General features: G+C 55.5%; 27 protein-coding genes. 7 read left to right on the top strand and 20 right to left on the bottom strand.

Features of this window, described 5'->3' with window-relative positions; translation table 11 throughout:
* Nucleotides 1-82: 82 nt before the first annotated feature.
* Nucleotides 83-808 (bottom strand): DUF1963 domain-containing protein, encoded by a 726-nt coding sequence (locus tag AC0TNG_RS17360; RefSeq protein WP_230581854.1) that lies wholly within the window; start codon nucleotides 806-808, stop codon nucleotides 83-85.
* 173 nt (nucleotides 809-981) lie between these two features.
* Between AC0TNG_RS17360 and AC0TNG_RS17355 the strand changes: the two genes are divergently transcribed.
* Nucleotides 982-1,452 (top strand): hypothetical protein, encoded by a 471-nt coding sequence (locus AC0TNG_RS17355; protein ID WP_473712826.1) that lies wholly within the window; start codon nucleotides 982-984, stop codon nucleotides 1,450-1,452.
* A 47-nt stretch (nucleotides 1,453-1,499) separates the two neighbouring features.
* Here AC0TNG_RS17355 and AC0TNG_RS17350 read toward each other — a convergent pair whose 3' ends face one another.
* Both AC0TNG_RS17350 and AC0TNG_RS17345 read right to left on the bottom strand, forming a co-directional pair.
* Nucleotides 1,500-2,423 carry a LysR substrate-binding domain-containing protein gene (locus AC0TNG_RS17350; RefSeq protein ID WP_417927337.1) on the bottom strand — a complete coding sequence of 308 codons (924 nt, stop codon included), beginning with the start codon at nucleotides 2,421-2,423 and terminating at the stop codon, nucleotides 1,500-1,502.
* A 24-nt stretch (nucleotides 2,424-2,447) separates the two neighbouring features.
* Nucleotides 2,448-2,984, bottom strand: a complete 537-nt coding sequence (locus AC0TNG_RS17345; protein WP_473712825.1) for a MarR family winged helix-turn-helix transcriptional regulator — start codon at nucleotides 2,982-2,984, stop codon at nucleotides 2,448-2,450.
* A 132-nt stretch (nucleotides 2,985-3,116) separates the two neighbouring features.
* Here AC0TNG_RS17345 and AC0TNG_RS17340 point away from each other — a divergent pair, with 132 nt between their 5' ends.
* The 3 genes from AC0TNG_RS17340 to AC0TNG_RS17330 all read left to right on the top strand — a co-directional run bounded on the left by AC0TNG_RS17340 (nucleotide 3,117) and on the right by AC0TNG_RS17330 (nucleotide 5,385).
* Complete coding sequence (locus AC0TNG_RS17340) at nucleotides 3,117-4,274, top strand: MFS transporter (RefSeq protein ID WP_473712824.1); 1,158 nt, start codon at nucleotides 3,117-3,119, stop codon at nucleotides 4,272-4,274.
* 82 nt (nucleotides 4,275-4,356) lie between these two features.
* Nucleotides 4,357-4,794, top strand: a complete 438-nt coding sequence (locus AC0TNG_RS17335) for a VOC family protein (RefSeq protein ID WP_148769415.1) — start codon at nucleotides 4,357-4,359, stop codon at nucleotides 4,792-4,794.
* 120 nt (nucleotides 4,795-4,914) lie between these two features.
* Complete coding sequence (locus AC0TNG_RS17330; protein WP_148769414.1) at nucleotides 4,915-5,385, top strand: hypothetical protein; 471 nt, start codon at nucleotides 4,915-4,917, stop codon at nucleotides 5,383-5,385.
* A gap of 767 nt (nucleotides 5,386-6,152) precedes the next feature.
* Here AC0TNG_RS17330 and AC0TNG_RS17325 read toward each other — a convergent pair.
* On the bottom strand, nucleotides 6,153-6,812 hold the full coding sequence (locus tag AC0TNG_RS17325) for a TetR/AcrR family transcriptional regulator (RefSeq protein WP_024908027.1): 660 nt from the start codon (nucleotides 6,810-6,812) through the stop codon (nucleotides 6,153-6,155).
* Between the two features lie 122 nt (nucleotides 6,813-6,934).
* Between AC0TNG_RS17325 and AC0TNG_RS17320 the strand changes: the two genes are divergently transcribed.
* Entirely contained in the window at nucleotides 6,935-7,828 is an 894-nt protein-coding gene (locus AC0TNG_RS17320) for an NAD(P)/FAD-dependent oxidoreductase (RefSeq protein WP_024908028.1), read from the top strand.
* Between the two features lie 53 nt (nucleotides 7,829-7,881).
* The gene (locus tag AC0TNG_RS17315) at nucleotides 7,882-8,199 is read left to right on the top strand and encodes an antibiotic biosynthesis monooxygenase family protein (protein WP_267216534.1); all 318 of its coding nucleotides are present in this window, start codon (nucleotides 7,882-7,884) and stop codon (nucleotides 8,197-8,199) included.
* Between the two features lie 257 nt (nucleotides 8,200-8,456).
* Here the strand turns inward: AC0TNG_RS17315 and AC0TNG_RS17310 are convergent, their stop codons facing one another.
* The 3 genes from AC0TNG_RS17310 to AC0TNG_RS17300 all read right to left on the bottom strand — a co-directional run bounded on the left by AC0TNG_RS17310 (nucleotide 8,457) and on the right by AC0TNG_RS17300 (nucleotide 12,438).
* Nucleotides 8,457-9,947, bottom strand: a complete 1,491-nt coding sequence (locus AC0TNG_RS17310) for a hypothetical protein (RefSeq protein ID WP_473712823.1) — start codon at nucleotides 9,945-9,947, stop codon at nucleotides 8,457-8,459.
* Nucleotides 9,947-11,599, bottom strand: a complete 1,653-nt coding sequence (locus tag AC0TNG_RS17305) for a hypothetical protein (protein WP_473712822.1) — start codon at nucleotides 11,597-11,599, stop codon at nucleotides 9,947-9,949. The genes AC0TNG_RS17310 and AC0TNG_RS17305 overlap by 1 nt, the downstream gene beginning before the upstream one ends.
* Nucleotides 11,600-11,955: 356 nt before the next feature.
* On the bottom strand, nucleotides 11,956-12,438 hold the full coding sequence (locus AC0TNG_RS17300; protein ID WP_473712820.1) for a glutathione peroxidase: 483 nt from the start codon (nucleotides 12,436-12,438) through the stop codon (nucleotides 11,956-11,958).
* Between the two features lie 135 nt (nucleotides 12,439-12,573).
* Here AC0TNG_RS17300 and AC0TNG_RS17295 point away from each other — a divergent pair, with 135 nt between their 5' ends.
* Nucleotides 12,574-13,845: a serine hydrolase domain-containing protein gene (locus AC0TNG_RS17295; RefSeq protein WP_473712819.1), complete on the top strand. Its 1,272-nt coding sequence runs from the start codon at nucleotides 12,574-12,576 to the stop codon at nucleotides 13,843-13,845.
* Here the strand turns inward: AC0TNG_RS17295 and paaY are convergent.
* From paaY to paaA, 13 genes are all read right to left on the bottom strand, one after another.
* Nucleotides 13,754-14,350: a phenylacetic acid degradation protein PaaY gene (paaY, locus tag AC0TNG_RS17290; protein ID WP_032651188.1), complete on the bottom strand. Its 597-nt coding sequence runs from the start codon at nucleotides 14,348-14,350 to the stop codon at nucleotides 13,754-13,756. The two genes, AC0TNG_RS17295 and paaY, sit on opposite strands and share 92 nt — an antisense overlap.
* Nucleotides 14,351-14,359: 9 nt before the next feature.
* A complete protein-coding gene (gene paaX, locus AC0TNG_RS17285) occupies nucleotides 14,360-15,295 on the bottom strand; it encodes a phenylacetic acid degradation operon negative regulatory protein PaaX (RefSeq protein ID WP_028016008.1) in 936 nt (311 codons plus the stop codon).
* A 90-nt stretch (nucleotides 15,296-15,385) separates the two neighbouring features.
* Nucleotides 15,386-16,702 (bottom strand): phenylacetate--CoA ligase PaaK, encoded by a 1,317-nt coding sequence (paaK, locus tag AC0TNG_RS17280; protein ID WP_024908034.1) that lies wholly within the window; start codon nucleotides 16,700-16,702, stop codon nucleotides 15,386-15,388.
* Nucleotides 16,703-16,729: 27 nt separating this feature from the next.
* Entirely contained in the window at nucleotides 16,730-17,935 is a 1,206-nt protein-coding gene (gene pcaF / locus AC0TNG_RS17275) for a 3-oxoadipyl-CoA thiolase (protein ID WP_473712817.1), read from the bottom strand.
* Entirely contained in the window at nucleotides 17,928-18,356 is a 429-nt protein-coding gene (paaI, locus tag AC0TNG_RS17270) for a hydroxyphenylacetyl-CoA thioesterase PaaI (protein ID WP_219368611.1), read from the bottom strand. Before paaI ends, pcaF begins: the two co-directional genes overlap by 8 nt.
* Entirely contained in the window at nucleotides 18,346-19,770 is a 1,425-nt protein-coding gene (gene paaH, locus AC0TNG_RS17265) for a 3-hydroxyacyl-CoA dehydrogenase PaaH (protein ID WP_473712816.1), read from the bottom strand. Before paaH ends, paaI begins: the two co-directional genes overlap by 11 nt.
* Before the next feature lies 1 nt (nucleotide 19,771).
* On the bottom strand, nucleotides 19,772-20,560 hold the full coding sequence (gene paaG / locus AC0TNG_RS17260) for a 2-(1,2-epoxy-1,2-dihydrophenyl)acetyl-CoA isomerase PaaG (protein ID WP_473712938.1): 789 nt from the start codon (nucleotides 20,558-20,560) through the stop codon (nucleotides 19,772-19,774).
* On the bottom strand, nucleotides 20,560-21,327 hold the full coding sequence (gene paaF, locus AC0TNG_RS17255) for a 2,3-dehydroadipyl-CoA hydratase PaaF (protein ID WP_208763843.1): 768 nt from the start codon (nucleotides 21,325-21,327) through the stop codon (nucleotides 20,560-20,562). The genes paaG and paaF overlap by 1 nt, the downstream gene beginning before the upstream one ends.
* Nucleotides 21,324-22,394 carry a 1,2-phenylacetyl-CoA epoxidase subunit PaaE gene (gene paaE, locus AC0TNG_RS17250; protein WP_473702460.1) on the bottom strand — a complete coding sequence of 357 codons (1,071 nt, stop codon included), beginning with the start codon at nucleotides 22,392-22,394 and terminating at the stop codon, nucleotides 21,324-21,326. The genes paaF and paaE overlap by 4 nt, the downstream gene beginning before the upstream one ends.
* 7 nt (nucleotides 22,395-22,401) lie before the next feature.
* Nucleotides 22,402-22,899: a 1,2-phenylacetyl-CoA epoxidase subunit PaaD gene (paaD, locus tag AC0TNG_RS17245; protein WP_473702459.1), complete on the bottom strand. Its 498-nt coding sequence runs from the start codon at nucleotides 22,897-22,899 to the stop codon at nucleotides 22,402-22,404.
* A gap of 11 nt (nucleotides 22,900-22,910) precedes the next feature.
* The gene (gene paaC / locus AC0TNG_RS17240; protein WP_473712815.1) at nucleotides 22,911-23,657 is read right to left on the bottom strand and encodes a 1,2-phenylacetyl-CoA epoxidase subunit PaaC; all 747 of its coding nucleotides are present in this window, start codon (nucleotides 23,655-23,657) and stop codon (nucleotides 22,911-22,913) included.
* Between the two features lie 8 nt (nucleotides 23,658-23,665).
* Nucleotides 23,666-23,953, bottom strand: a complete 288-nt coding sequence (gene paaB, locus AC0TNG_RS17235) for a 1,2-phenylacetyl-CoA epoxidase subunit PaaB (protein WP_008502380.1) — start codon at nucleotides 23,951-23,953, stop codon at nucleotides 23,666-23,668.
* Nucleotides 23,954-23,964: 11 nt separating this feature from the next.
* Entirely contained in the window at nucleotides 23,965-24,894 is a 930-nt protein-coding gene (gene paaA, locus AC0TNG_RS17230; RefSeq protein ID WP_473712814.1) for a 1,2-phenylacetyl-CoA epoxidase subunit PaaA, read from the bottom strand.
* Between the last annotated feature and the right edge of the window lie 41 nt (nucleotides 24,895-24,935).

The raw sequence follows: 24,935 nt of genomic DNA, 5'->3' as shown, positions 1-24,935 counted from the left end.
TCCTGAACGGTTGATGGGCGATGGCATTTGTGAAACAAATCGCTGCATGGATAAGCTTTCATATCCCCCGGCAGGAGGATCATCAGTAGAACTGACATGAAAATCGCCATCCCCCTTCTGATGACCGGTGAAAGTAACCGATACCATTATCCGCCCACATCCAGTTTACTTTTTCTTCCGACCCAACCTGAAAAACAAAATCGTCGATTCCCACACCGTGTTGTATCTCAGCCGGAAATCCCCCGACCTTGGTTCCCCTGTAGCGATTAAAGTCCTCAAAAAAACTATCACAGGCCTGCTCATCATCATTTACGCAAGAGAGATCAATAATGTCCCAGGCATCTTCCCATCCAGGTGCATCGTCAATGACACTCAGCCATTGAACAGGAAACGCGCGATACGGCGTGTCCAATTCAGGCAATAACTGAAGCCCTTCAAGGGTGGCATACTCGCGGATTAACCATCCTTCACCGTGCGGTTCGTCAAAGGGATGTTTTTCCAAATTGTGGAATAACACCAGAAGGGCTATCCCCTTTAACTGGTCGGGAATAACAGGAAGCTCGTCGACCCGAATCTGAAGAAGCGGAAACATCGGCTTGCCCTTCCAGGTGGGTAATCCTTCATCTGCAAGAGAAACGCCCTTTAGAAACCAGGATGTCATGGGATCTTCAGACGGCCGGAACCCACCTACCTGCGCGACCGATGCGGGTCTTAGTTTGGTCCGGAGTTCTTCTAAAACTGATGCACTCTCGAATTTCATGTTTGCTCGCTTTGCAGACTCTTTCTGCGTAGAAGTTTTACCACTCATTGTAAGGTAATCATCAGGCTCTAAGAAACGCATAGGATATTAAACCCTATGTTGAGTAAAACTCACATTGATTCCCACTATTTATCGTTTTTCAAAAGTGACGCCCCTGAAATACCATCCATTCATCCCTGGGATAGAAAAAATAAATAATACCAAGCCTGTATGGAGCACCTATGACACTCGATGTTTTATTCCATGTAATGAACATTATCTCGCCTCATAAATTTAGCGCCCAAGCAAATGTGCATGAGTTGATAACGTTACTTTCAACAGAAAAAGAAAGCTCAGAAGCGCTTTCACCTTTCATCCACCGACTGCACCTCCTCTCTTTCGCCCAAAGCAATCCGGGCAACGCCAAAGAGTTGCTCTCAGCGCATTTACCAAAAGAGGATGGGATCCTTCCGCTGCTTGACTTTGCGCAGTGGCCAAAGGTGCATTACGCCGCGTCAGGCGAAGCTCAGACGCGTGAATCCGAGGAGTATTTCCGTGCCATGACCTCGGCAGCCAATCTGTTACGCACTGCGCTGATCGATGCTGAACGTGCAAAAGGGACGCCTGCGCTTTATATTCTCGATAAATTACTTAACCTGAACAGCGCCCTGCCGGAAAGATATAAAAAGATGGCGAATATTCCCTACGCATAAATACGTTCAATATGCGGGATACCCCATAATAAATATTCCGCTATTTATTAAACCCGCTTTTCATTGTAATTAAGACAGACGATATCCAAAGAAGGCACCACCGGCGCGTTAAGGTTAAGCCACGCCAGCAGCCGTTCAATACTCTGTCCTCTGAGCGAATTTTTGGGCCAGACAAGGTAGTAACCGTCCCCTGTTGCTATCGCCTCCCTGAAAGGCAGCGCGAGCAGGCCGCTTTTCAGCGCGTCGAGCGTGAGCCGGAGATCGGCCATCGCCACGCCGTGTCCGTGCATGGCCGCAAGGCTTCCCTGCTCCAGGGTATCGAACACGATTCCACCGCTCATGTCGAGGCCGGGGAATAAGCCCGTCCTTTTCAGCCAGCGCTTCCAGTCCCGTCTGTCCGGTGACGGATGAATAAGATCGCAATCTGGAAGCGTATGCCGGGCAGACTCCAGCAAAGACGGAGTACAAACGGGAATAAGCCATTCGCTGAACAGCAGCCTGCTTTCTGTTGACTCGCCGAAATAGCCGTTACCGAGGAGGATCGCACAATCGTAAGGCTCACGACTGAAATCAACCGTGTCGAAGTCCATCCAGACGCTGGCAATTTCGATTTTCGGCTTCGCGTGCTTCTCGCGGAAGGATTTAAGCACATCCAGAAGCCATCGCATCGTCAGCGAGCTGGGTGCTTTAAGGCGCAGAAGGTGGTTTTCACTTTTGAATGCACGACAGGCCCACTCAATATTCGAGAAACTTTCGCTAAGCTGCCCGGCCAGAATACGTCCGGCATCGCTGACCTCCACTCTCGGCCCCTGTCGTTTAAACAATTCGCAATCGAACCACATTTCCAGCGTCTGGACATGCCTGCTGACCGCCCCCGGCGTGATATGGAGTGTTTCAGCCGCTTTGCTGAAGGAGTTCAGCCTTGCGGCAACTTCGAACGCGCGCAGCGCATACAGTGGCGGTAAAGACATACATTCCCTTTCTGTGAGGTTTAACTATGCAGTTTTTGTATTATCGGCACTCGGTGACTTGTCGCCCAGGTCCTCGGACGGAAACGTCAGCAGCAGCTCCCTCAGCAGGGACTCAAGCTGCGCGCGCTGCGCCTCAGAGAGGTTTCTCAGCAGCGCATTTTGCGTTTCCGTGTGCACGAGCAGCGCCTGTTCGATACGAGCCTGCCCGTGCGGCGTCAGGCTGACGAGCGAGCTGCGCTTGTCATCAGGATCGGCAATCCGCCTGATAAGGCCTTGCTTTTCGAGATGGCTGAGTCGGTTCGTCATCGCCCCTGAGGTGATCAACAGCGATTTATACAGCTGTGTGGGGGAAAGGCAGTACGGCTCACCGGCGCGGCGCAGCGTGGCGAGCACGTCAAACTCGCCCTCGCGAAAACCAAACTGCGCCATCGCCTCCGCCCATTCTTTTCCCAGATGCTTCATCAGCCGGAGCATTCGGCCAAAAATTTTCATCGATGAGGCGTCCAGTTCCGGCATGGCACGGCTCCACTGGCCGACAACGAAGTCTACATGGTCTTTCATTTTCACCCCTGATGGCGTGGGTATTTATCCTGTTGTGCGGTACATCTTACGCAAAAACACATTTTATCTTAACGTTAAGATAAATGCTCGTGGCAATTTGCCCGGCCATTCACAACCGAAAAGGATCTCCTGTTGAAACGCACATCGCCTTTACTCTTCGCTGTTATCGCTTTTATCGTCGGGCTGAACCTGCGCCCCATTCTGGCCTCTGTCGGACCGTTGTTTTCCGTGCTGCAGCGCGAAGCGGGGCTAACGGCTACGCAATTTAGCCTGCTGACCACCCTGCCAGTCGCGATGATGGGACTGGCTGCCCTGTGTGGCCCCTGGCTTTTAGCCAGAGTTGGTGCCGTACGGGGAATTATGCTCGGGCTCTTCATCCTGCTTGTGGCCTGTTTATTACGCGGTTTTAGCGCCTCACCGGAGAGTCTTATGGGCACCGCGTTACTGGGCGGGGCCAGTATCGGCATGATCCAGGCCTTAATGCCTGCCCTGATAAAAAAGGAATATACGCAAACGGCCAGCACGGTAATGTCGCTATTCAGCACGGGCATTATGGCCGGTGCGGCAGTCGCTGCCGCCAGCGCCGAGCCGTTGTTTTCATGGCTGACGCTGAAGCCCGCGCTGGCAATGGCCGGGCTGTTAGCGCTGCTGGCGCTGATACTGTGGTTAACCCTGGTTAAGCATCCTCAGGGGGAAAAAACAGCCCCTGAAACCGTTACGCTCTCCTCCTCCCGTACGGCACTGCTGTTGCTCTTTTTCGGCGTGGGAACGGGAGCCTATACGCTGGTATTGGCCTGGCTGCCCCCGCTCTATATTCAGGCGGGATGGTCCGCACGCAGCAGCGGCTACATACTGGCCTGGCTGACGTTAACCGAGGTTGTCGCAGGGTTTGCCGTCTCCGCGCTGATCGGTAAATTCCCCGACCGTCGCGTGCCGCTGATCGCCGTATTGTTGCTGCTGCTGGCGGGACTCCTGTGTCTGGTCTTTGCGCCGGGTACAACGCCGGTATTATCCACGTTGCTGCTTGGGACCGGGATCGGCGCCCTCTTCCCGCTGTCGCTCATCGTTACGTTCGATCATGCGCGAACGCCCGCGCAGGCCGGGAAGTTACTGTCTAAAGTTCAGGGAGGAGGATATATGATCGCCGCGCTCATGCCGCTAGTTGCAGGGATCGTTCGCGACAGTTCGGTCTCGCTGACCAGCGCATGGCTGGTGATGAGTGCAGGAGTCGTGCTGTTGATCGTTATCGCGTTCACTTTCAAACCCACCGTGAACGTGCAGGCGCGGTGAATGCGATACCAGAATTGAGAGTCGTATTTCAGCCAGTCGTAATATAAATTCAGGGTGAATTTCACCTCACGCAGGAGTAGATATGTCGCAGACGTTAGCGGGAATGGATGTCTTGTTTGTCGCCGGGTTCGGGCCCATTTCTCGGGATACGGAGTCCAGCACCGCGTTTTATGTCCAGACACTCGGTCTTCCGCTGAAGCCGATGGAGGGGAATACCGATTATCTGCTCACTGAAGAGGGCCAGTTGGCAGGCGTGAAGCATTTTGCCGTCTGGCCGCTCGCACAGGCGGCTATGTCATGTTTTGGAGAAGAACAGTGGCCCGCTGAGCACCCGATACCGCAGGGATGGGTTGAATACGAAGTACAGGATCTCGATTCTGCTACCCGTATTCTGAGTGAAAAAGGCTATCGGTTACTGGTGGCTAACCGTATGGAACCGTGGGGGCAAACCGTCACTCGCCTGCTCAGCCCGGAAGGCTTGCTTACCGGGCTGACGATTACGCCGTGGCTGCGGGGGTAATGGGGTTTTGCTTTGATAGCCTCAGGATAAAACAGTATCAATTATTTCTGGTCCATGCCGATACTGACAGAACGACCACCAGTTACTCATAATTAAAAAAGGATATCTGAGTTGAATAGAATGTCAGGAATCGCTGTTTTATCTTTAGTGCTGATGGGATGTAGTTCTGCGCCCTCAGAAAACAGCACTCAGTACCTAAAAACAGAAATGCAGTCGCCAGTTTCAGGGCCAACCTCAGTAACCGTAGCCGCAGACAGCCTTCTGAAAAAAGTAAATACTCGTAATGTGATACTGTACTCACTCCGTCCGTTGCCCGGGAAAGCAGTTACCTCTGAGCTGGACAGAAAATTTGCCGCAGCGACGATGTATATCGATTTGTCTCAAGGTAAAGCAAACAGAACAGCTGAGATCGGTGGTGAGATAAATTACTTTGATCAAGAGCTATACGTGAATGCACACTTGGCAGGAAACAGTGTCAGGACGATACAGGTTGCACCACAGACCATCCCGCTGACACTCAATAAGCCATTCTCGATCAATCTGCCACAGGGTATTCACTATTCCGTCATGCTGACGGACAGCCAGCCTTGAACATAGCTAAATCCTCTTAGTTGTGCTGATACTCGACACGGTTACGTGTCGGGTATGTAACCCATTCCGTGCATAAACGCATAAGGTTACATATGAGCGGAAATTGCCTGTTGCCACCAATGGCCCGGAAGCAAAAGGATGACTACCTCCAATTGCACTACGGAAATGGTGTATGTAAATGGCATAATTCGCGCCCAAGCAGCTTATTATTTGGACAGTCCACCATTCTACATTGTTCTGAATCAAACCCTCCGTGAGCGACTATGCTTAGGTAATGCTTCATTGCCTGAATCTCCTTAACCGAAGGTAAAACACCAGGCTCATCTACTTTTAAGGCGAATAATGGAGAAGGGTTCTCTTCTGGAGTGCACTCTATATACCATGACTGACCGCAGTCCAAACAGCAATACATAGATTGTGAGTAATCAAGCGATGGCTCGAAATGATCGCTTTCGGGTATTTCGAAGTAGTGATTAAGAAATAACTCCCGCTGAAACTGAAATTCCTGATTATGATATTCAAGTTCAACCACTGATGATGGAAGTTCACCGCAATTACACATAATCCTTACCATTGAGTTGAATAGCGTAGAGATCGTCCTGTGTCATGAAACGATAATCTGGGTTCTACAATGTGTCGGGTTAACACAGGACTCGAAAATCAGCATACAAACAAACACTTACATAACTCATACTAATACTCCCATTTCGGGAGCTTTTTGGACCCAATCTCTACAGAATGCACATACATATACTCTCTGAGCAAGATCACAGCCGGGATACCGCATCCCGAGTGCCGCCATGCGCGGTAATGAACATGGCGACGGCCGACCGACAATAAGATTCGATCTCGTTGTCGTCCTCTACTCTGGCCTTATCGAAGCGCGCGATAATCAGAAGGTCGGAGCCTTTGAAAAGTGCGGCAAACAAGCGAGCGGACTGAAGTGGATCGGGAACCCTCAGCAGCCCCTTCGCGTGCAACTGACGTAAAAGGGCTTCGATTTGGGCGATGACATGAGCGGGACCGGCTTCGTAATGGAGCTTACTTAACGATTTTTGATTCGTCTTGTCGGCCATGACCATGGCTTCGACGCTACTAACGTCGGGTCTCAACAGCGTGCGCAGCAGTAATGATCCCACCGCCATCAGCTGATCTTCAACCGAACCATCTACGCATTCAAGAATGGACTGTGGGGCAAACAACTGATGGCAACCCGCCACGATGGCCGCACTGAAAAGTGCTTCCTTGTTCTCGAAATGCCGATAGATGCTGAGTTTAGATATCTTCGCCCGCTGGGCGACCTTGTCCAAGGTCGTCGCCTGAAATCCCAATTCCACGAATAGCTCGGAAGCGGCCTCGACGATTGTCTGACCAAGCGCCTCATTGACAGGTCGACCCCGCCGGGCCGTTTTTTTTATATTGGTCACTATAAATACAGTCCTTGACAGTATCGTAATTTATTAATTACGATACTACACAGTTTCATAAATGTGCAAGGTGCGCCAGAACTGGCTCATCTCCTTACATCCTCAACACGGAACTCATCACCATGAATGACGTCATCATCATCGGAGGCAGCTTTGCCGGTCTTGCCGCCGCCCTGCAGCTTGGCCGTGCCCGTCGCAAGGTCACGGTCCTCGACACTGGCCGGCAACGCAATCGCTTTGCTGGCCGTTCACATGGCCTGCTCGGCCACGATCACAAGCCACCGCAAGATATCCTTGTCGAGGCACGGCAGCAACTGGCACGCTATCCAACGATCAAGTTGGTCAACGCGCGGGCCGAAAGCGTATCTGGCACCCTCGACGATTTCTGCGTCGTCACAGACGATAACGAAAGCCTGCGGGCGCGCCGCTTGATTTTGAGCTATGGCGTCGCTGACCAGATGCCTGATATTCCTGGCTTTGCTGAAGGCTGGGGGACGTCCATCATACCATGCCCCTACTGCGACGGCTTTGAAGTCGCCGACCAACACTGGGGCCTCGTCTGGTCTGGCCCGCAGTCGCACAATCAGGTCAGGCTCTTCCATGACTGGACAGACAGATTGACTGTCTTTGGCAACGGTCATGACATCACTCTCGACATACGGGCCGATCTGGCCGCCCGCCAGGTACCTATAGTTGATGGCAGGATCAGCGAAATCGAACCTTACGGGAGCCATAGTGCCACTATCAAGATCGAAACCGGCCCCGATGTGTCAGTCGATATTCTTTTCGCGCATCCGCGTACCAGACCGTCCGCAAGCCTGCATGACGTACTGGGCCTCTCCACGGTCAACACGCCGACCGGCATCGCACTCAAGACCGATGAACACCGTGAAACCAGCATACCAGGCATCTACGCCGCAGGTGACCTTGCCAACCCCGGTATCCCATCGGTTACTACGGCAGTATGGCAAGGCACGATGGCGGGTATCTTCGCTCAGCAGTCGATGCTCAGTTGAGTGCAAGCAGTATCTATCATCCAGCTCAATTCATAATAGACAGGAGCGCCACCATGGTCGCCATAAAACCATTTAAACCCCTGGATGAGAAATTTCCGTTTGACCGCCAACTTGGTATTGCGGCCGCGCCTCTCGTGCTCATCAACCTTTTCACGGTTGCAGATCCCTCCGACGAAATAGGCTTTCTGGATGCTTTCAAGGCGGCTGCCGAGGTCATAACGAAGCAACCGGGCTTCATTTCCATGCAACTCCACCGAGCGATCGGCAACAGTCCGAGTTACCTGAACTATGTAATGTGGGAATCCACCGAGGCGGTTCGTGCGGCCTTCACAGATCCCAAATTCCTCGCGAAACTTCCAGCATATCCTTAATCCGTCTTAGCCAGCCCGCACCTGTTCCAGAAGGTCGTCGTCCCCGGCTTTTGCACGGCCTGACTCCGAAAATAATGATACTGACCTCCAATTTCCGCTCCTGGCATTTACCTGCCACAAGCCGACAAGGCATCTCAAGACACATATCAGTCTTGCAATGAAAGCACTTTTTCTGCTTTGCGTTGACAGATTAGCCAGTGCCTGGTTTATTAAAGCCAGGCATCCAGGCTTTGCATTTATTCAATGAGATCGTATCGTTAACCCGCTTTTAGCATTCGTCGAAGTTCATGGTCCATATATTCATCTACAGCACTGGCATCAATTCCACCGGCTTTGTACCAGACATGGAGCTCTTTAATCGCCAGCGTTCCAAACCTTGCCCAGCCAATGAGGTTCGTTCTCAGGAGGAACTGAATCATTTCTCCTCCTGAACGAAGTGCCGCATCGCCTGCATCCATCAAACACAAGGTTCCATGCGCAACCAGTAACATTCGCCTGAGTTCTGGGTTATTCGCAGAAGGGATACATTCACCCCAGACCTTCTTATGGTAGCAACGTTGTTTAACCGTCCAGGTGATCCGCACAAGCAGTTCAGTAATCAGAACAGGGATCGCCATCGCTAATCCATGCCGTAAGTCGTATCCCTTCTCAAAAACCTGGACGGCGACGGTAGCGAATGACTGGCGATGCTGACCAAATTCACCCACGTCAATAAACTGAAGTAATGAAAAGAAAGGTATAGGGATACCAGAGCCTCTTCCTTGCGCCCCGGAAGAGCCCGCCATATCAGAAAAAAGATGGCCCATCCAGTTTACGAAACCACTGAATACCTTAGAGACAAGGTTATTCCCTTTAAGCTCAAAAGTTTCTGTATCTACGGAAACCAGTTTTCCGTCTGCCACAAAATGTGCCGTGCTGGTAAATTGATCAAGGATCGAGAAAAATAAACCGACTAAGTCCGGGGAGTGGGCAAGACTTTTAATATGGTGATTCTTCGTGTTCATCCTGAACAGACCGTCAACATCACCGCCATGCCGATGGTCATAGTTGACCTTGAATTTTCTCTCCAGAAAACCGATAGCGCTTTTTGTAGGATCACTCACTTCTGCACCGCCTTTCCAGCCAAAGGCTGAGGCGAATTTCTCGACTGCACCGTCCACTGCATTATCTGCAAGCTGGGTCAGTTTTCCTTCACCAGGTGCGCCTACCAGAAAAATATCGATAAGCCCGCCAATAACTCCACAGGTGCCAGCGATCATGTAATCATATTTGTCGCAGTGGGCAGTCTTAAAAGTAAAGTCTTCCTGAATGCGTTTCTCCAGAGCAATTCTCTGAGTTGGGGACATCAGCGCGCTAAACGGATCGACAGTTAAATCGACATTATGCTTGTGGGCATAGTGCGATACGGACTGGGAATAGGTTTCCCAGTCCATATCGCTGGTGAACGCTATTGTTTCTATCATCGACAGTTTACTGATACTGGACGATGACGGGGTCAAACCGGATTCAAGGTAATCGCTGAATTCACTGGAAACCGTTGTGTGGAAATTCTCATCAAACGTGACACCTGCGTGTTCCAGAACACCATCCATAGCGAAAATCATTTCATCTAAAGCAGCATCGGTATCAGTTTGCAAAGCGTTAAGTGCATCCAGAGCGGCATCAAGGTCACTTAATTGACTCTCGCTTTGTTCAAGCTGGTGCTTCTGCACCAGCAAGGCCGATACCTGAGTATCCGTTTTTTTCATTATGAGAATAATCCAGTCAATTTGCCTTTAATAACGTCCCCCGCTCTGAAATAGCCGATTCCTTCAAAGATGGCGGCAAGTTTTTCTAATTGCTGAGTAGCTGTGTCTTCTTTAATTTTACGTTTTTTCACTTCAACGGTCTTACCATCGTGTTGCTCTTCGACAATACATTCTTCATAGAATGAAAAAACAATATCATAGAATTGTTTTTTGATGGGTTCTCGGGTCAGAGAACTGAGTTTAGCCTCATCAAGGTAGATAGGGCACTTAAGTTTGAGTGCACTGTTTTGCATCTTATTCGATTTCTTATTCAATTCATCCGCCGCACCGGTCAATGCATTCATCATCTTCTGGAGCTTTTGAATTTTTTCACCTTGCCGATTGTGCGCATCCAGAGCGTCGTTAAACTTGCCAGAAATATAATTGAGATCATTAATTAACGCGGACAATGTGGATTGTGTCTGCTTGATGACTTCATTCAGCATCAGCTCCCGGCGCTTTGATTTATCCAGTTCATTAGCACCCGTAAGATGACGAATCCCTTTATAGGCCCCTACACCTAATAACACCGCAACACCAATACCCGTTGCCATACTTGAAAAGCCCAGCACGCCGCCAAGTCCAAGCGTTGCGAGGCCAGAAGTGATGCCCGCAGCGGACATACCGATAACAGAGCCAGAAAGATAGACAGCAGCAAGCGGCACACCTACCGCACCTGCTTTCGCCGTAAGTTCTTTCATGCTGCGTTTCAGCGCATCGTCGGAAAAATCTTCTCGTAACATCTTAAAATCTTGCTGAATAGCCATCACCGCAAGTTCTATTTCTTCGTCAGTTACGCCCAGCAGGGGTTGCACTTGCTGAAGAAATGGAAAGTTTTTATATTCACCGTCATTAACACTCATGAAAATGCTAATCAGGTCTTTAACAAGAGAGATTTTTATTGACTTGTTATGGCTAGGCACGCATTCCCGGTCAATAATCGCTATTAACTCTTCAACCGGCATTAGACTGGATTCTGCACCGATGTAACTACGCAGTATAAATCGGGATTCGGTCGTTAACTCAAGTCGGGTCATCAACAAGAGAATTTCGGCAAACTCTTTTTTATCAACCTGACCGTCATCTGAGAACGCCATGTTAACGATGATTTTGACGTAAGCCACTTTAAGAGCCTCTGACATTTCGGCAAGAGTGATGAGCTGATCTTCTTCTTTAAACTCATCAAAGTCACTAATGGTATGCTCAAGAATGTCGCTCAGCTTCTTATAGTTGCACTCCATCAAACTTTTGAGTGGTTTTATCTCGCCATTTTTTAGTTTAAGGGAGACAAATTCTGTTCGCTTTTCCTTGCCTTTATCATTTACGGTGACATCTTCTATATATTCTACGGCTTCAATATTGTTGTAGTATACGTCATAAGGACTTTCAAATGCTTCTTTTATAACCAGTTTTTCACCGGTAAAAACGATGCCATCTTTTGCACTACCAAATACCGTATTGTCATAAATGGCCAGCACAGCATTCAGGTTATCAGCGACATTGAATGCTTTAGCGACGTTATTCAGTTTTTTTTCAGGGATACCTGGAGCAACAAAAACGTTCTTACTTACTGAAGGTAAATTTTCCTTAAGGAAGGTATTGACGTTATTCACAACTTTCTCCTTATTCGTTGCAACGGATCGATGAATAATCGACCCTTTTTTTACAATTTGTGATTATATCCATCTGGAGTGTCACATTTTGTCATTAGCTCATAGGTATATGAGTAAAAATACAAAGAGGAGTATGCCATCCGGACAAGTAGATCATTCACGAAATAGTCAAAAGTATAGGGTGCTGTTCTGCCGTTTGCGTGGCATAAACTGATAACATACTATTAACTAAATAACTTAAGCGAAACCTGATGTCATCATCACGAGATGCAGCGTGCTGCATTTGCGCATTCTACGGGCGTATTTAAGAACATGGAGGGAACAGAGATGCTGGTTAATTCCATTCACCAAAAAGCTCACCTCCCCAAAGCCTCCACAATTGCCCCCTCCATTTTCTCGGGCGTAGTCATCGGAGCAAAACGCTTGAACGGTTTACCGTCGCGTCCGATTAGAAACTTAGTAAAGTTCCACTTAATCCGCTCGCCCAGCACGCCGGGCAGTTCGTTTTTCAGATAACGAAACAGCGGATGCGCTGCGTTACCATTAACCTCGACTTTCTCAAACATCGTGAAGCTCACGCCGTAGTTGATGTAACAGGTTTTCGAGATTTCGTCGGCGCCGCCGGGTTCCTGTTTGCCGAACTGGTTGCAAGGGAAGCCCAGCACGACTAATCCTTCATCGGCGTATTTCTTGTATAGCGCTTCAAGGCCACCGTACTGTGGCGTGAAGCCGCACTGGCTGGCGGTATTAACGACCAAAACCACCTTTCCTGCATAGTCGGCCATAGAGATAAGCTGCCCATCCAGACGGGTGGCGGTAAGTTGATAAAAACGAGTCATACTGAAATCCTCAAAGCAGGCCGAAAAGTCACGGTAACCATCAACGAGCCGCCACCGTGTAGAAAGTTTACATTCACGCAGGCTATTTGTGATACATTCCTGGCGCGCCAATGACCACCACACTCGCTACCAGGTATGCAGAACATAACAAAAAAAATTATCTGGCTTCTGCTTACTCTCCCACTCCTCAGCGGTTGTGGCACGCTCTCGCAAATGTCCTCCCCGGAAGGTACTCAGGAACTTCTCACCCATAATTCACTGGATGGCGACGTTGACAGCGTGGTGCGTCACTACATGGCGCAAAAATCCGTTCCCGGGATGACGGTCGCGGTGATCCATAATCACGGCTCACCGCAGTTTTACACCTGGGGCGTAACCGATGCGGTCAATCGCTATCCGGTCAGGCCCGATACCCTGTTTGCGCTTGGCTCGCTCAGCAAAGGGATCACGGCGGAAGTGGTGGCTTGTCTGGTGAATGAAGGGCAACTGAACTGGAACGATAATCTGGCGGCATTGCTTCCGCCGGGGACGCCGCTTAGCACAGATGCACAAAAAATCACCCTGCTTGAACTGGTAACCCACACCTCCGGCCTGCCGCGTCAGAATATGGATGTTCCGATGCTTGGAAAATTCATCAGCTACTTAAGCACGGGCGATAATTTCTACGGTGAGCTGGATAGCGATAACGTGCTGGGCTACCTCGCCGACTGGCGAGCGCCAAAGAATAAAGTGCCGCAATACTCCAATACCGGCTACGCCCTGATCGGCTATATCCTGAAACACAAAACCGGCGAAGATATCCAGAGTTTAGCCTCGCGCTATATTTTCCATCCGCTGCAAATGGCTAACAGCAGCTTTACGCCCCGGCAGCTAAAAGGGTATCCACAGCGGGCGCTTGGCCACGCGGGCGATCAGCCGAAGTTTATCCCGCGCGGGCAGCTCACCCCGGACTGGCATTTTTCCAACAACATGGTGGCGGCAGCGAGCTTATACAGTAACGCCGAAGATCTGGCGACCTATGCCCGCTATCACGTCTCAACGACCCACAATCCCCTGCTGGACAGCGTCTTTGCCGAAGTGAGAAATACCGATATTCAACGTCCCGACGGGGTACAGGGGATTGCCTGGACCACCGACTTTATCGGTCTGGAAAAAATCACCTATCAGGTCGGTTATATCGGCGGCTACTCCAGCTTTATCGGCTATGACAAAGAAAAAGGCAATGCGGTGGTGGTGCTGCAAAATACCTTTAACTGGAGTAATTACATTGGCATCGCGCTATTGATGGATATGGCGAAAAAAGACGGCCTTACCTCTACACCGCCGACTTCGGCCTTAAATTCTCATCAAACGTCAGCCGTTTCCGTTCAGGCTCAACCTCGCGCAGCGGCTCCACCTGGTGCATAGTGAGCTTGCAGCGTTCCACCAAAACCTGATACTCCCGCGTCCCCTGCTGCTTCCATGCCAGCTCCTGCTCGCTCAGCGCGCGAATCGCTTTGGCTGGGCTGCCGATAATCAAATGGTTGGCGGGCATCTCCGCTTTCGCCTTCACGAACGCCGCCGCGCCGACGATGCTGTTTTCGCCGATGACCGCCCCGTCCATCACCACCGCGTTCATGCCCACCAGCGCATTGCGGCGGATCACGCAGCCGTGAAGAATGGCGCTGTGGCCGATATGCCCATCCTCTTCCACCACCGTGTCCTGCTCCGGGAAACCGTGCATCACGCAGTTATCCTGAATGTTGGCACCGTCTTTCACCACGATACGGCCAAAATCACCGCGCAGGCTGGCGTTAGGACCAACATAGACGCCTTTGCCCAGAATCACGTCGCCAATCAGCACTGCCGTTGGGTGAACGTAGCTCTCGTCAGGTACCACCGGCGTCAGACCATCAATTTGATAAACAGGCATCTTCACTCCTTATGCGCTTGTAAGACCACCAAAGCGTTGATAGTAGAGCGTGCCGGGCACGGGCAGTTCGCCCACGGAGGTTTCGCCCTTCTCGCTGACAAACGCCAGGGCCCCCGGCGCGACACGCTGATAGATATTAATGCAGAGCTGTCGGGCGCTTTGCCCCGCCCAGTGCGCAGGCAGCAACTCTTCCGGCAGCAGCGGGTCTTTCAGCACCACGCGACGATAAAAATGAATCAGCAGCAGCTGGATCTGGAAACAGCGTTCCGGCGTCAGCTCCTCCGGCGCGGCCTCTTTCAGCAGCGGGAGCAGCGGCCGGAACGAGCTGATAAACGACTCGTACATTGCGTTTTGCTCGGTTAACTGCCAGCACTCTTCTACGCGTGAACGCAGCGCGGCGCGGGAGAGCGCCAGCGGCGAGTGGGCTTCAAAGAAAATCACGTTTTCCGCCACCCCGGCATCGTGAAGCAGAGACTGCACGTCCGCCAGATGCTGCGACGGCGAGGCCATCAGGCTCGGGGCCAGCGTGCCAAACCCCTGCCAGATCAGCTGTTTTTTGACGTCGGCGAGGGTGGTTTTGTCCAGCCCTTCTGAGAGCAGCAATAGCCATTTTCCGTCCCAGGCGGGCAGTTCCGCACGGTAGATCTTATTCTCCGCACGGCGCGTCAGGCGCAGCCCCTTATCGCTCAGACGGTAAAAGCTGCGACGCCCGATGCGGGAAACATCCAGCCAGCCCTCTTTGTTAAGGCGAAACAGCGCGGTGCGTACAAAGCGCTCTCCAAATCCCATCCCTTCCAGTAACGCGGCCAGGCTGCCGAGCCAAATCTCTCCGCCGCGATGGGAAAGCGCGTCACCGTATAACGAGGAGATAAGCGAGGTCCCGCTGACGGGAACGGAACTGACCGCGTGCTGGATAAAGGCATCGAGTTTATTCATGTGATTCATTCTGTTGTTATTTTTGTCCTGGATGAATCATAGCACAGGACCCTCACCCTAACCCTCTCCCAAAGGGAGAGGGCCGGGGTGTGGGAAAACTTAACCGTTGGCCGCCGCTTTACGCAGGTCAAACACCCGGCAGGCTTTCCCCTCTGAGCGCGGGATGCTGCCGCAGTTCACGATCGTCACGTCGGTGGAAATCCCCACCATCGACTTAATGCGGTGGCGCAGCTGGTGACACACCTGACAACGCTGCTCGTGCGTCAGCGTGAGGCTGCTCTCTTTCAGCTCCACCTTCACGGAAAGTGAATCAAGATGTCCGCGACGGTTCACCTCCAGCTGGTAGTGCGGAGAAAGGTGTTCGAACTTCACTATTTCCTCTTCCAGCTGTGACGGGAAGACGTTGACGCCGCGAATGATCAGCATATCGTCGCTGCGGCCGCTGATGCGGTCCATACGGCGCATGCTGCGCGCGGTTGCCGGGAGCAGACGCGTCAGGTCGCGGGTGCGGTAGCGGATCACCGGCAGCGCCTCTTTGGTCAGCGTGGTGAACAGCAGTTCGCCCTGCTGACCGTCATCCAGCGGCGTGCCGTCGTTCGGGTTGACGATCTCCGGGTAGAAGTGATCTTCCCAGATGGTCGGGCCGTCGACGGTTTCGATACACTCCATCGCCACGCCCGGCCCCATCACTTCGGAGAGGCCATAGATGTCCAGCGCCGTAATCCCTAAGCGTTTTTCAATTTCACGGCGCATGGCCTGCGTCCACGGCTCGGCGCCGAAGACGCCCACGCGCAGGGAACAGGTGCTGGCATCGCCGCCCATCTGACGTTCCAGCTCCTCAATCAGGTTGAGACAGTAGGATGGCGTCACCATGATCATGTCCGGCTGGAAATCGCGGATCAGCTGCGCCTGCTTCTCCGTCTGGCCGCCGGACATCGGGATCACCGTCGCGCCTAAACGCTCGGCGCCGTAGTGCGCCCCCAGCCCGCCGGTAAACAGGCCATAGCCATACGCCACGTGAATTTTGTCCTTCGCGCTGCCGCCCGCCGCGCGCAGGGAGCGCGCCACCAGGTTGGCCCAGTTATCAATGTCGCCTTGCGTGTAGCCGACAACCGTCGGTTTGCCGGTGGTGCCGGATGACGCGTGAATGCGCACCACCTGCTCCATCGGCACGGCGAAGGTATCGAACGGATAGTTATCCCGCAGATCCTGCTTGGTGGTGCACGGGAACTTACGGATATCCGCCAGCTCTTTGAAATCGTCAGGATGAACGCCCGCAGCATCAAACTTGCGTTTGTACATCGGCACGTTGCTGTAGGCGTGATGCAGCGTCCACTTCAGACGTTCGGTCTGCAGCGCCTGTAACTCGTCAAGGGAGGCCGTTTCAATCGGATCAAGCTTTGTTGTATTTGTCATTGTAGGGTACTCACATTGTTTTTATGCTCAAACACGCTCAAGGATCATGGCAATGCCCTGACCCACACCGATGCACATCGTACACAGCGCGTAGCGCCCGCCGCGTCGGTGCAGTTCGTTACTCGCGGCCAGCGCCAGTCTGGCACCGCTCATGCCCAGCGGGTGGCCCAGCGCAATCGCGCCACCGTTCGGGTTGACGTGCGCGGCATCATCCGGCAGGCCCAGCTGACGCAGCACGCCCAGCGCCTGCGCGGCGAAAGCTTCGTTAAGCTCGATCACGTCCATATCGTTAATGCTGAGTCCGGCGCGCTCCAGCACCTTGCGAGTGGCCGGTACCGGGCCGAGCCCCATCAGACGTGGCTCCACGCCCGCCGTCGCCATCGCCACGATCCGCGTGCGCGGGACTAACCCCTGTGCCAGCGCCATCTTCTCGCTGGCGACGATCAGCGCCGCAGCGCCGTCGTTGACGCCGGAGGCATTTCCCGCCGTAACCACTCCGTTCTTACGGAACGGCGTTTTCAGACCGGCAAGCTGCTCGAGCGTGGTGTCCGCGCGCGGATGTTCATCCACGCTGAACGCTGTGACTGCCCCTTTTTTGCCCGGCACCAGCACCGGCACAATCTCCTGCGCCAGAACGCCGTTCTGCTGCGCCTGCGCGGTACGCTGCTGGCTGCGCAGCGCGAACGCGTCCTGATCGGTACGGCTGATATTTAACAATTCAGCTACATTCTCTGCCGTTTCCGGCATACTGTCAGTTCCGAATTGCTGATGCATGAGCGGATTCACAAATCGCCAGCCGATGGTGGTATCGAAGATCTCCGCCTGACGCTGAAACGCGGCGGTGGCTTTGCCCATCACAAACGGCGCGCGGGACATCGACTCCACGCCGCCCGCGATCAGCAGGTCGCCGTCGCCCGCCTTAATGGTGCGCGCGGCAAAACCAATCGCGTCCAGCCCGGAACCGCACAGGCGGTTAAGGGTGGTCCCGGACACCGTCTGCGGCAGCCCGGCCAGCAGGGACGACATGCGCGCCACGTTGCGGTTATCTTCCCCCGCCTGGTTGGCACAGCCGAAAATCACGTCGTCAATCCGCTCCAGATCGAGCTGCGGGTAGCGGGCCAGCAGCGCGCGCAGCGGCACGGCACCGAGATCGTCGGTTCTGACTGCGGCAAGCGCGCCGCCGTAGCGCCCCACCGGGGTTCGAACGCCATCACAAATAAATGCGTCACGCATCTGTCTCTCCTGTCACGCTGCCGCCGATGCGGTGAGATTTTCCGCGAAAAAGGGCGACGGTTTTCTGTTGTTGGTTCTGGATTTCAATGTCATACACGCCGGTCAGCTTGCCCTGGTGCTTCACCCGCGCGGTGGCGGTGAGCGTGTCCCCGGCAAAGCCCGGACGCAGAAAATCAATCGAGCAGCCGGAGGCTACCGCCGCCAGCCCCTGGCTGTTGCAGGCGTAGGCAAAGGCGGTATCCGCCAGCGAAAAAAGCTGGCCGCCGTGGCAGGTTTTATGGCCGTTCAGCATCTGCGGGGTGATGGTCATGGTCACCACCGCGTAGCCCTCGTCCATCTCGACAATGTCCATCCCCATCGCCTGCGCGCAGGCGTCCCGTTCGTACATGGTGCGGGCGTTATGCCAGGCGTTATGACTCATAGCTACTCTCCAGAAGCGCGCGCTGGCGCAGCAGTGAACAGGGGCGATAGCGCTCTTCGCCGTAATGACGCTGCAGGTTCTCCAGCAGCGTCAGCAGGCGCTGCCAGCCCAGGCGCTCGCCCCAGGCGATCGGCCCGCTCGGGTAGTTCACGCCCAGGCGCATGGCCGTGTCGATGTCCTTCTCGCTGGCGACCCCTTTTTGCAGGGCATCCAGCGCCTCGTTGGCAATCATCGCCAGCGTCCGCCAGATCAGCAGGCCGGGATAATCGGCAATTTGCACCACCCGATGCCCCTGCTGCTGCAGGTAGCGGATGGCTTTTTGCGTCGCGGTATACGGGTTGCTGGCGGCGGCGGCAATGACCGCCACGTCACGCTCAATCCGGTCGACCACCACCACCGGGCCGTTGAGCCGCAGCGCCAGCGCCTGCGCAGTCTCGCCCTGCGTTTCAACCAGATAGACATCATCTATTTCCGTGACACCGTCACGTCTTTTTTCCACGCGCATCGGGCTATAGCTGTCGTTCACCGACTCAACCCACTGCACGTCAGGTTTGTCACCCTGCCAGTCGTACACGCCCTTCCCGCTCTTTTTGCCCAGCCTTCCTGCCAGCACCAGCTCCTGCTGCACCAGCGAAGGCAGAAAACGACGCTCCTGCCAGAAGGCGTTAAATACCGAGCAGGTCACCGCAAAATTCACGTCCTGACCAATCATGTCGGTCAGCTCCAGCGGCCCCATCGGGAAGCCGCCGCCTTCCCGCAGGGCGGCGTCAATCACCTCCGGCGGGGCAACCTGCTCTTCCAGCGCGCGCCAGGCTTCGGAATAGAACGGACGGGCGACGCGGTTGACGATGAACCCCGGCGTTGACTGGCAGCGAACGGGCTGTTTGCCCCAGTTCAGCGCCAGCTCGCACAGCGCGTCGGCCACTTCCGCAGAGGTCGCCAGCCCGCTGACCACCTCCACCAGCTTCATCACCGGCGCCGGGTTAAAGAAGTGCAGCCCTGCGACCCGCTCCGGGTGGTGGACGTCCGCCGCAATCGCCGTGACGGAGATGGAAGAGGTATTGCTGGTCAGCACCGTCTGCGGCGGGCAGATCTCAGCCAGCTGAGCAAACAGCGCCTTTTTCACCTCCAGACGCTCTGAGGCCGCTTCTATGACCAGATCGGCCGCACAGAGCGCGTCGATATCCGTGACGGGAACCAGCCGGGCCAGGATCTGGCTCCCGGCATCGGCGGAGAGTTTTCCGCGCGTTACCCGGGAGGCCAGACGCTGGCGGATCCCGTCGATGGCGCGCGATATCGCATCGCTGGAAATGTCGTAGATCAGCACCTGATGACCGTGGCTGGCGGCGACTTCGGCAATCCCTGCGCCCATCGTGCCGCTGCCGATCACGGCGACAGTCCGTATATTGAGCATCTTATTTCCCCGTAAAGTTCGGCGCGCGCTTCGCCAGGAAGGCGCTGACGCCCTCGCGGTAATCGTCGCTGCGTCCGGCCAGACGCTGATAGTCGCGCTCCAGATCGAGCTGGTCGTCCAGGGTGTTGGTTTCTGCAGCGTTGATGGCCTGCTTGATCAGCCCCAGCCCGAAGGTCGGCTGCGACGCAAAATGCAGCGCCATCTGCTGCGCCGTGGTGGAGAGTAGCTCGTCATCCACCACCTGCCAGATCATCCCCCACGCCTGCGCCTGTTCGGCGCTGAGTTTGTCCCCGAGCAGCGCTAGCCCCATGGCGCGGGCGCGTCCCGCCACGCGCGGCAGCAGCCAGGTACCGCCGCAGTCCGGCACCAGGCCGAGCTTGCTGAAAGCCATCACGAAGTTGGCGGAACGGGCCGCAATCACCATGTCGCACCCGAGCGCCAGCGTGGCCCCCGCACCTGCCGCCACGCCGTTAACGGCACAGATGACCGGTTTCGGCAGCTTTGCCAGGCGGCGAACCAGCGGGTTATAGAAGGTCTCAACGGACATCCCCAGATCCGGCGCCGGGCCGTTGGGGTCGACGTTGCGGTCGTTCAGATCCTGACCAGCACAGAAGCCGCGCCCTGCCCCGGTGATCAGCAGGCAGCGCACGGTGTCATCACGCTCGGCCTGTTTCAGGCACTCGGCCAGCTGCTGGTGCATCACGTCGTTGAAGCTGTTCAGACGCTCCGGACGGTTCAGCGTAATGGTCATCACGCCCTGTTCTACATGACTGAGAATAAATTCCACAATTAGCGTCCTTTAAAGTCGGGGGTGCGTTTTTGTAAGAAGGCGTCGATGCCCTCCCGGCGGTCTTCGGTGGCGGAAAGCAGCGTAAACAGCTGGCGCTCCTGCGCGAGCCCGGCCTGGAGCGGTACCTCCTGAGACTGGCGCAGCGCCTGTTTCGCCGCCTGCAGCGCCAGCGGCGAGTGGCGCGCCATCAGGGCCGCCTGCTTCAGGGCATACTCCAGCGTCAGCGCTGCCGGGAAAACATCGCTCACCAGCCCGGCGCTCAGCGCCTGTTGTGCAGTTATGCTCTCGCCCGTCAGCACCATTTTGCTGGCCAGGGATTTCCCGACGCTGCGAATCAGACGCTGGGTGCCGCCCGCGCCGGGCATAATGCCGAGCGTGATTTCCGGCAGGCCGAAACGGGCGTTGTCACCGGCAATCACCACGTCGCACAGCAGCGCCAGCTCGCAGCCCGCGCCCAGCGCGAAGCCGTTCACGGCGGCGATCAGCGGTTTGCTGAACGCGTTAATGCGTGCCCACAGCTGTGGGCGAATATCGTTCAGGGTGGCAGACAGGTCTTTCTCCGCCATTTCGTTGAGATCGGCCCCGGCGGCAAAGCAGCGCTCGCTGCCGTAAATCACGCAGACGGCAATGTCGGCATCCACGGCGGTGGCCTCAAGCTGTTCAGCAAGCTGGGTTAACAGCGCGTTGTTGAGGGCGTTGCGCGCCGCCGGACGGTTGAGCGTCAGCTGCAGCACGCGGCCATGACGGGTAGCAATAAGTTCGCTCATGCCATCCCCTTCGCGTCGAAGTCGACAATCACGTCGGCGGTTAACGGCAGCGACTGGCAGCTCAGCACATACCCGGCGGCCAGCTCGTCCGGCTCCAGGCTGTAGTTGGTCGCCATGTCCACTTTCCCGCGCAGCACTTTGCATTTACAGGTGGCGCAGACGCCGCCCTTGCAGGCATACGGCAGATCCGCGCCCTGACGCAGGGCGGCATCGAGAATACTTTCATCATCTGCCGTCAGGGTGATTTCACGGTCGCGCCCGTCCTGGCGCACGGTCACTTTCTGGCCTTCCGCCTGTACGTGCACCGCGCGCTTAACGGTGATTCCGGAGGTGTTAAAACGCTCAAGGTGAATGGATTTGTCCGGCATCCCCAGCGCCTTCAGCGTGGCTTCGGCGTCGTCCATCATCGCCGACGGGCCGCAGATAAAGGCCTCGTCATACTGGCGGAAGTTGATCAGGGTTTTCGCCAGCGCCTGCAGTTTTTCCCCGTCGATGCGGCCAAAGAGCAGATCGCTGTCCAGCCGCTCCTGGCTGAAGATGGAGACCAGCTGCAGCCGCTGCGGGTATTTGTCCTTCAGGTCCGCCAGCGCCTGGCGGAACATCATGCTCTGGCTGCTGCGGTTGCCGTAGATCAGGGTGAAATGGCTGTTCGGTTCGGTCTCAAGCGTCGCGGAGATAATCGCCAGCATCGGGGTGATCCCCGAGCCTGCCGCAATTGCCAGGTAGTGGCCCTCGCGGTCAGCCCTCGGCTGGTAGCCAAACTGCCCCTGAGGAACCATCACCTCCAGCGCCATGCCCGCTTTGATCTCATCCCGGGCATAGCGGGAGAAGCGCCCGCCGTCGATGGCTTTGACCGCCACGCTGATTTCGCCCGGAGCGGTACTCCGGCAGATGGAGTAGCAGCGGCGCAGCTCGTCTCCGCCAAGCGTCGTTTTTAACGTCAGGTGCTGGCCGGGACGAAAGCGGTAGGCCTCCTGCAGCGCCTGCGGCACCGCAAAGGTAATGGTCACCGCGTCGCGGGTTTCGGGTTCCACTTTTGCCACTGTTAATGAATGAAACGTTGTCATGGCAGCCTCAAATACATTTGAAATAGTCGAAGGGCTCACGGCAGGAATTGCAGCGGTAGAGCGCTTTGCAGGCCGTCGAGCCAAATTCACTGATAAGCGAGGTGTCGGTGCTGGCGCAGCGCGGACAGCTCACCTCCACCGGCGCGTGCGCGTGACAGCTATGCCCCACCGGCGGACTGATGCCGTACGCCCGCAGGCGCTCGCGCGCGTCGGCGGTCATCCAGTCGGTGGTCCAGGCGGGTTCAAGCTGAAGTACAATGTGCACCGGGGTAAAGCCGTGCGCGGTCATCGCATCGCGGATCGCCCCCAGCAGATGTTCCGTTGCAGGACAGCCCGAGTAGGTTGGCGTGAAGCCGATAACCCAGCCTTCCCCCTGCGCCTTCACGCTGCGCACCATGCCTAAATCGGTGATGGTTAACACCGGCACTTCCGGGTCCGGGATCTGGCTTAGCAGCGCCCAGATCTGCGGGATTTGCGCGGGCGCGATGTCGACGAGGCGTTGCATAGCGTTCTCCTTTACCACTGCTGACCGGGATACGCGCGCTGGAGATACTGCATTTCCGCCAGCATCGGGCCCAGATGTTCGGTGTGCAGCCCCTGCTTGCCCCCGGTGCGGTACGCCACCTCTGCGGGCACCTGCAGGCAGGCTTCATTCAGACCGGCATACACTTCGCTTTCCCACGGCTGACGCAGGAGGCGCGGGTCAACCGCCACGCCGGACTCAATCAGCTCCCGTTCGACGTCATCAGCTTCAAACAGCTCGGCCGTAAAACGCCACAGGTTGTCGATGGCCTGCTGCATTTTTTGCGCGGACGTTTCGGTCCCGTCGCCCAGACGCGCCAGCCAGCCGCGGCTGAAGCGCAGGTGGTAGCGCGCCTCTTTAATCGCTTTGGCGGCAATGGCGGCAAGCTGGCCGTCGCGGCTTTGGGTCAGGCGTTCATACAGCGCCACGTTCCAGGCATCCATCAGGTACTGGCGGGCAATCGTGTCGGCGAAGCTGCCGTTCGGCTGCTCCACGAGCAGCACATTGCGGAACTGGCGCTCGTCGCGGCCAAACGCCAGCGTGTCTTCATCGCCCTGGCCTTCCCGCTCCGCGGCATAGGTCAGGAAATTGCGCGCCTGGCCCAGCAGGTCGAGGCCGATATTGGCGAGCGCGAGATCGATCTCCAGCTCCGGCGCGTGGCCGCACCAGGCGCCGAGACGCTGGGAGAGCACCAGACCGTTATCGCCCAGACGCAGGGCATAGGCAGTCACTGAATTCATTCTTTGCCTCACATGTGCTCGATGCCGTCAGGGATGGTGTAGAACGTCGGATGGCGGTAAACCTTGCTTTCCGCCGGGTCGAAGAACTCGCCGCGCTCTTCCGGCTGGGAGGCGACAATCTCGCTCGCCTTAACCACCCAGATAGAACAGCCTTCGCTGCGGCGGGTGTAGGCATCACGCGCATTTTCCAGCGCCATGCGATCGTCGGCGGCATGCAGACTGCCCACGTGACGGTGGGATAACCCTTGTTTGCTGCGTACGAACACTTCGTACAGCGGCCAGTAGACATTGCTCATCGTGATTCCTCTTAAGCCACTTTGCGGGCGTGTTGTTTTTCCGCGTGCGCCAGTGCGGCTTCCCGCACCCACGCCCCCTCTTCCCAGGCTTTGCGTTTGGCGGCCAGGCGTTCGTGGTTGCAGATGCCGCGCCCGTTAATGACCTCGTCAAACTCCTGCCAGTCGATCTCGCCGAAGCGATAATGACCGCTCTCTTCATCCAAACGCAGGTCGGGATCGGGCACCGTCATGCCCAGCATCTCCACCTGCGGCACCGTGTTGTCGACAAAGCGCTGGCGCAGCTCGTCGTTGCCGAAGCGTTTGATTTTCCACGCCAGGCTGCGGGCGCTGTTCGGCGAATTGTCGTCGTTCGGACCGAACATCATCAGCGCCGGCCACCAGAAGCGGTTGATGGCGTCCTGCAGCATCTGGCGCTGGGCCTCGCTCCCCTGCGCCAGCGCCATGCAGGCTTCAAAGCCCTGGCGCTGGTGGAAGCTCTCTTCTTTACAGATTTTCACCATCGCGCGGGCATAGGGACCGTAGGAGGTTCGGCACAGCGCCACCTGGTTGACGATGGCCGCGCCGTCCACCAGCCAGCCGATCACGCCGATATCGGCCCAGCTCAGGGTCGGATAGTTGAAGATGGAGGAGTACTTCATTTTGCCGTCGAGCATCTTCTGGTAGATGTCTTCCCGCGCGCAGCCCAGCGTTTCCGCCGCGCTGTATAGATAGAGCCCGTGTCCGGCTTCGTCCTGCACCTTCGCCAGCAGGATCGCTTTTCGGCGCAGCGTCGGGGCGCGGGTGATCCAGTTCCCTTCCGGGAGCATGCCGACAATTTCGGAGTGCGCATGTTGACCAATCTGGCGGATCAACGTTTTACGGTAGGCGTCAGGCATCCAGTCCTGAGGCTCAATCGCCGTCTCCTGCGCTATGCGCTGCTCAAACCGTTGTTCTTGCATCACGTCATCACCTTTATGATTCGTTAGTTTGCAAATTAAAGCGT

Source organism: Enterobacter sp. PL_is514, from assembly GCF_055816715.1.
This window is presented reverse-complemented; position numbering and strand designations above follow the sequence as displayed.

Coding starts and splice junctions, on each gene's coding strand:
- paaE (WP_473702460.1), bottom strand. CDS start 22,394: ATGACAACGTTTCATTCATTAACAGTGGCAAAAGTGGAACCCGAAACC.
- AC0TNG_RS17300 (WP_473712820.1), bottom strand. CDS start 12,438: ATGACTCGTTTTTATCAACTTACCGCCACCCGTCTGGATGGGCAGCTT.
- paaF (WP_208763843.1), bottom strand. CDS start 21,327: ATGAGCGAACTTATTGCTACCCGTCATGGCCGCGTGCTGCAGCTGACG.
- paaB (WP_008502380.1), bottom strand. CDS start 23,953: ATGAGCAATGTCTACTGGCCGCTGTACGAAGTGTTCGTACGCAGCAAA.
- paaK (WP_024908034.1), bottom strand. CDS start 16,702: ATGACAAATACAACAAAGCTTGATCCGATTGAAACGGCCTCCCTTGAC.
- AC0TNG_RS17310 (WP_473712823.1), bottom strand. CDS start 9,947: ATGAAAAAAACGGATACTCAGGTATCGGCCTTGCTGGTGCAGAAGCAC.
- paaH (WP_473712816.1), bottom strand. CDS start 19,770: ATGCTCAATATACGGACTGTCGCCGTGATCGGCAGCGGCACGATGGGC.
- AC0TNG_RS17320 (WP_024908028.1), top strand. CDS start 6,935: ATGAATGACGTCATCATCATCGGAGGCAGCTTTGCCGGTCTTGCCGCC.
- paaX (WP_028016008.1), bottom strand. CDS start 15,295: ATGAATCACATGAATAAACTCGATGCCTTTATCCAGCACGCGGTCAGT.
- paaC (WP_473712815.1), bottom strand. CDS start 23,657: ATGAATTCAGTGACTGCCTATGCCCTGCGTCTGGGCGATAACGGTCTG.
- paaD (WP_473702459.1), bottom strand. CDS start 22,899: ATGCAACGCCTCGTCGACATCGCGCCCGCGCAAATCCCGCAGATCTGG.
- pcaF (WP_473712817.1), bottom strand. CDS start 17,935: ATGCGTGACGCATTTATTTGTGATGGCGTTCGAACCCCGGTGGGGCGC.
- AC0TNG_RS17335 (WP_148769415.1), top strand. CDS start 4,357: ATGTCGCAGACGTTAGCGGGAATGGATGTCTTGTTTGTCGCCGGGTTC.
- AC0TNG_RS17295 (WP_473712819.1), top strand. CDS start 12,574: ATGCAGAACATAACAAAAAAAATTATCTGGCTTCTGCTTACTCTCCCA.
- AC0TNG_RS17350 (WP_417927337.1), bottom strand. CDS start 2,423: ATGTCTTTACCGCCACTGTATGCGCTGCGCGCGTTCGAAGTTGCCGCA.
- AC0TNG_RS17355 (WP_473712826.1), top strand. CDS start 982: ATGACACTCGATGTTTTATTCCATGTAATGAACATTATCTCGCCTCAT.
- AC0TNG_RS17345 (WP_473712825.1), bottom strand. CDS start 2,984: ATGAAAGACCATGTAGACTTCGTTGTCGGCCAGTGGAGCCGTGCCATG.
- AC0TNG_RS17360 (WP_230581854.1), bottom strand. CDS start 808: ATGAGTGGTAAAACTTCTACGCAGAAAGAGTCTGCAAAGCGAGCAAAC.
- AC0TNG_RS17330 (WP_148769414.1), top strand. CDS start 4,915: ATGTCAGGAATCGCTGTTTTATCTTTAGTGCTGATGGGATGTAGTTCT.
- paaY (WP_032651188.1), bottom strand. CDS start 14,350: ATGCCTGTTTATCAAATTGATGGTCTGACGCCGGTGGTACCTGACGAG.
- AC0TNG_RS17315 (WP_267216534.1), top strand. CDS start 7,882: ATGGTCGCCATAAAACCATTTAAACCCCTGGATGAGAAATTTCCGTTT.
- paaI (WP_219368611.1), bottom strand. CDS start 18,356: ATGAGTCATAACGCCTGGCATAACGCCCGCACCATGTACGAACGGGAC.